The following is a 4,997-nucleotide window of genomic DNA, read 5'->3' as shown; positions in this document are numbered from 1 at the left end:
TTTTTATAATTCGGGCTTACAGATATCTCAATGTATTTCCAATTTATTGATAAAATATTACCAATAGGTCTAAAATAATATTCTTTTCGGAACAAGAATAACCATCATATTTAACATGTATAATGGGTATTAATGGATATTTGGACAATGGAAAGAGGTCTTGTAATGAAAGACAAGTTAATACATATGAGGGACAAGCTCAATGACATTAGTCGGCGGAATCGTTCGATTCGATTAATGAAGCTTTATAATAAGTGGAGCTTTGATTTAACTGATCTGGATAACCTCTCAAGGTTATCTAAAGAAAAGGTAAGTATTGCTATAGTAGAACAAATCATTAATCAATCAAACAATGATGTCATCTTACTAAAGCCAACTATGAATAATGAACTTTCAATGAGTCTTTCAAGAAAACTCACTGATTTACATCGAAATATAAAGGGAATTGAAGATGAAACAGGTATTCATGATTTTTACCTGGGTTTTCCGTTTCTGTCAGGCGCATTGTCCGATGGCACGTTTTTTCAAGCTCCGTTATTTTTATATCCGATCAGGGTTGAAAAGAATAATGTGAATGCTCAAAAATGGGTGATTAAAATAGATGAAGGTGGTCCTCAAATCAATCGGACGTTGTTCTTAGCATTTAAAAAGCTTAACAACCAAACATTTACAGAAGATTTCTTTGATCAAGCTGCGGAACTAGCAACGAAGTATAACTATGAAGAGTGGCTCCAATTTTTAAAAAATCATGAAATGAATGTGTCATTTACACCTAAAGGCATTAGCAAACTGAAGGAATATAGAAAAGAAGAGGTTCCGGAAAAAGCAGGTTTAACTTTGTTGGAGAATGCGGTCATCGGGAATTTCCCACAAGGCGGGTCTTCGCTTGTTAAAGATTATGAGGAACTCATTGTCCGATCAGAAGAAAGTGATTTATCCTTAGCTGGGGAATTAATCGAACCGCAGGATAAGTATTTTGAGACTGATGGGGAACCGAGCGAAACAGAAAAAGCGAATAATAATACCCCTGACATTTTAAACCTATTACAAGCGGATGGGTCACAAGAAGAGATTATTCAAGAAGCTCGTTATAAAAAAGGGATAGTTGTTCATGGACCGCCCGGAACAGGCAAATCTCAAGTTATTGTTAATCTCATTACCGATGCGCTTCAGCAAGAGAAGAAGGTACTCGTTGTTTGTCAAAAGCGTGCGGCTTTGGATGTCGTTTACCAACGTTTGGATGGCTTGGGCTTAAGTAATCATGTTGCACTTGTCCATGATGAAAAGAATGATCGGAAAAAGCTTTATGCAAAAGTGGGAGCGGTTCTAGAGCAAAATCAGGTGTCTTTTGAGAATGCGATGAATCAATTATCTTCTACTTCCAAAAAATTATCCTCACAAGAAGAGTTACTGAACAGTATTGCTTCTGCCTTGTACAGTTACCAGGATTTTGGGTTACGATTATATGATTTGTATGGATTAGCGAAACCAATCGGGGAAACCACGCAAATTGTTGATCTTCATGAGGTGCTGCCGTCCATAAATAAAGATTTGTTAGTGGATATCTCTGAAAAAGTGTACACCTATGCGGAATGGTATGATCGTTTTGGTGATGAGGATTTCCCGCTTAAAGAGCGTAAAACATTCGCGAATTTTAATATGAAAGAAAAATTGGAAGCGATTGAGCTATTGAATGATGTGGTCGATAAAGCGAAACAAGCGGTAGACTACCTCAACTCCCTAGATCATGAAAAAATTACGCCAGCGTATACTTGGCTCATAGAAAATAAGTTAGAGAAGATTTATCCCGATTTAGAGGATGGCACGAAAAGAACTTTACAAGGATTAAGACTATGGTGGTGGACTTCCGTTTCTGGAAAAAACATCATTGAAGAATTGCTTGATGGGGAATAATTTAAAGGCACAAGTTCGTCAGAATGGCTTAAGATCAAGAAATCTTTAGTTATTATGCATCAGTTGGGTATAGTGACAAAAAGAAACAACCGCAAGCCCCTGCATTCATGTATGGAGTAAGGTTGTTTATTTATTTATTTATCTATTTTTAGAACAAACGTTCCTTTTCTATTGGTATTAGATAGAATAATTGATATAATAATGATATGAAAAATCTAATTCAATATAAAAGTAATAATAATGTAGTGTATTCTTGTAAATATCATGTGGTTTGGTGTCCTAAATTATAGTAGGAATGTATTGGTAGATGGAGTAGATGAAAGGCTTAAATCTATTCTATTAGAGGTTGCAAAAGAGACAAAATCTGAAGTAATCGAAATGGAAATTATGCCAGATCATGTTCATTTACTTGTTGAATGCAATCCGCAATTTGGAATTAATAAACTTATAAGAATGATGAAAGGAAGAAGTTCTCGATACCTACGTAACGAATTCCCATGGTTAAAAAGTAGAATTCCTTCTATATGGACTAAAAGCTATTTTGTTTCTACTGTTGGCGGAACACCCTTAGATGTTGTAAAACAGTACATAGAAAATCAAAGAGGAGTGTAAAACCATGGTAGCATCTACCGAAAGAACGCCTTCTTTTATCGCAACGATTCGATTAAGAACGAATGCACAGGAAGAAAAGGTGATTTTGATGTTATCTGATTGTGGTAGACAGCTTTATAATGCTTGTTTAGGAGAAGGTTTGAAGCGGATTAAGGCTATTCAAAACACCAAATTATATAAAGAGACTGTCCGATTATCTAAAACTTCGGAAATAGATATAGAAAAGCGGAGAGCTAATTTTAAACATCTTAATGCGACGTTTAGTTTTACAGATTATTCGATCCAATCCTTCGGGACAAAAACAAAGAATTCATCGAAGTTTATTGCGGAACATTTAGGGACCCACGTATGTCAAAAACTCTCAACTAGAGCCTTTAAGGCTGTGCAAAAATTTGCTTTTAAGAAAGCGAAAAAGGTAAGGTTTAAACGAAAGGGGGAATTTGTCTCCTTAGAAGGCAAAAACAACAAAACTTTTCTAACTTACTCGAATGGGTATGTTTTTATCGGGAAAACAATTTCGTTAAAATGCCTCATCGACCCCAACGATCAATGGATGCAACATGCCCTAAACCATAGAATAAAGTATTGTAGACTCATTAAAAAAGAAGTGAAGGGGAAAAATCGCTTTTATGTTCAATTGATTCTTGAAGGATCCCCCCATCGTAAATATGAATTAGGTAAGGAAGAGGTTGGACTAGACATCGGTCCTTCCACGATTGCAATTGTAGGGGAATCGAAAGCCGAATTAAAGGAATTTTGTGAAGAAGTGGTAGTAATCGATAAGGAAAATAAACGAATCAATCGGAAAATGGATCGGCAACGACGAGCCAATAACCCCAATCACTATCAAAGCAATGGCGTGATGAAAAAAGGTAAAAAGAAGTGGACCACCTCCAAAAGATACATAAAAACGCGTGCAGAACACAGAGAATTGGAACGTAAAATTAAAGAAGTAAGAAAACAGCTCCATGGTCGAGATACCAATCAAATCCTACAACTAGCGTCCTCCATTCAAACAGAGAAACTCTCCTATAAAGCTTTTCAAAAAATGTTCGGAAAAAGTATCGGTAGAAAAGCTCCAAGTATGTTTTTGAAAATGTTAAAACGAAAAGTGGAAGCACAGGGTGGCAGTTTTCGAGAGTTTCCGACTTACTCCACAAGATTATCGCAGACCTGTCATTGTGGAGCTATTAAGAAAAAAAGACTCAAGGAACGCTGGCATATCTGTGAATGCGGGGTCGTGGCACAACGTGATTTATACAGTGCATTTTTAGCTAGATATGTAACAAAATCAAATCAAGTAGTTCTTCAACAGGCTGAAAAAGAGTGGTTTCAACTTTCCAATGTTTTAAATGATTGCATTTCCAATTTAAAAAACATGAAAGTAGAAAGAAAATTGATCTCAACATTTGGTGTATAAATTCCTAAGAGATTAATAGGTTAAATCTCTCGGTGCAGACATACCCCGAAACAGTCAATAAGTTGTGAGTGGCAAGGGAATCCGAGCCCATGTAAATAATCTTGTTTTGATTATTTGCATTAGAACGATTTCGGCTGTCGAAGCCTTTTAGACCAAAGTGAAGTCCATCTTTTATAGTAAATATAGAATTTGGAAGAGCCACGGTTGTTTAAAGGTGGAACCCCCTTCATTTATGATGGGTGAGTGTCAGAAAAGCAATGGCAGAAGAGGTAGACAAGCTAAAAAAATATCTTCAGGATTCAAAAGTAAACAGTTTAAAAACGAGAATATCAGAAGGTGATATTCCGTTAAATGAACTAGATAAAATGGTTGAATACATCCATCGTGATTTTGAAGAACTTCAGTTAATGGATGTATACTGGAATCAATGTTCGGAGGTTGAGAAGAAAGTGCTTCTTCTCCTTCAACAGAAAACCACGAAGAACGAATTAACGCTTTCTGATTACTGGGTGGATTTATTAAAAAACTCCGCCTACGTCCAATGGATTGATCAAACGGAAAGGAAACATCCACAGGTCCAGAAAATCTCAACGAATGAATTTTCAAGAATTAGAGAATCCTTTGCGGGGCTTATTGAGGAAAAAAGGAAGGTTGGGACACAGTTTTTAATTCATAACCTTACCAAAAAAGTGGATACCGTTCAAACCACTCATTCAAGGAATATAAGAGAGCTGAAACATCAGGTTGGCAAGAAGCGGCAAGTTTGGCCGCTGCGGAGATTAGTGAATGAATTTGCTGGCAATGGTCTCGTCGATATTATGCCAGTGTGGCTCGCTTCACCGGAAATTGTTTCATCTATTTTTCCATTACAAGAAGGATTATTTGATCTAGTTATTTTCGATGAAGCGTCCCAGTGTAGGGTGGAAAGTGGAATTCCGGCAGTTTACCGGGCAAAACAAGTCATTATTGCTGGTGATGAGAAACAATTGCCACCATCTAATCTGTTTCAGTCCTCTTTTGTTAATGACGACGATGAGGAGGAAGAATACGA

The 4,997-nt window shown here is 36.6% G+C and carries 3 protein-coding genes and 1 pseudogene; all 4 read left to right on the top strand.

Going from position 1 to position 4,997, the window contains the following annotated elements; translation table 11 throughout:
- Positions 1-165 precede the first annotated feature (165 nt).
- Positions 166-1,914, top strand: coding sequence for a DUF4011 domain-containing protein (locus tag COJ96_RS12030; protein WP_180230089.1), 1,749 nt, complete (start codon positions 166-168; stop codon positions 1,912-1,914).
- Between the two features lie 206 nt (positions 1,915-2,120).
- Positions 2,121-2,526, top strand: a pseudogene (gene tnpA, locus COJ96_RS12025) (IS200/IS605 family transposase).
- A gap of 4 nt (positions 2,527-2,530) precedes the next feature.
- Positions 2,531-3,946 (top strand): zinc ribbon domain-containing protein, encoded by a 1,416-nt coding sequence (locus tag COJ96_RS12020; protein ID WP_098573470.1) that lies wholly within the window; start codon positions 2,531-2,533, stop codon positions 3,944-3,946.
- A 239-nt stretch (positions 3,947-4,185) separates the two neighbouring features.
- Positions 4,186-4,997: AAA domain-containing protein (locus tag COJ96_RS12015; RefSeq protein ID WP_306460589.1), on the top strand; the 812-nt coding region annotated here is incomplete at its 3' end.

Source organism: Bacillus sp. AFS073361, from assembly GCF_002567005.1.
Lineage (GTDB): Bacteria > Bacillota > Bacilli > Bacillales > Cytobacillaceae > Neobacillus.
This window is presented reverse-complemented; position numbering and strand designations above follow the sequence as displayed.

Bases quoted from the DNA above. Each gene is read 5' to 3' on its own strand.
- COJ96_RS12030 (WP_180230089.1), top strand. From the start codon at position 166: ATGAAAGACAAGTTAATACATATGAGGGACAAGCTCAATGACATTAGT.
- COJ96_RS12020 (WP_098573470.1), top strand. From the start codon at position 2,531: ATGGTAGCATCTACCGAAAGAACGCCTTCTTTTATCGCAACGATTCGA.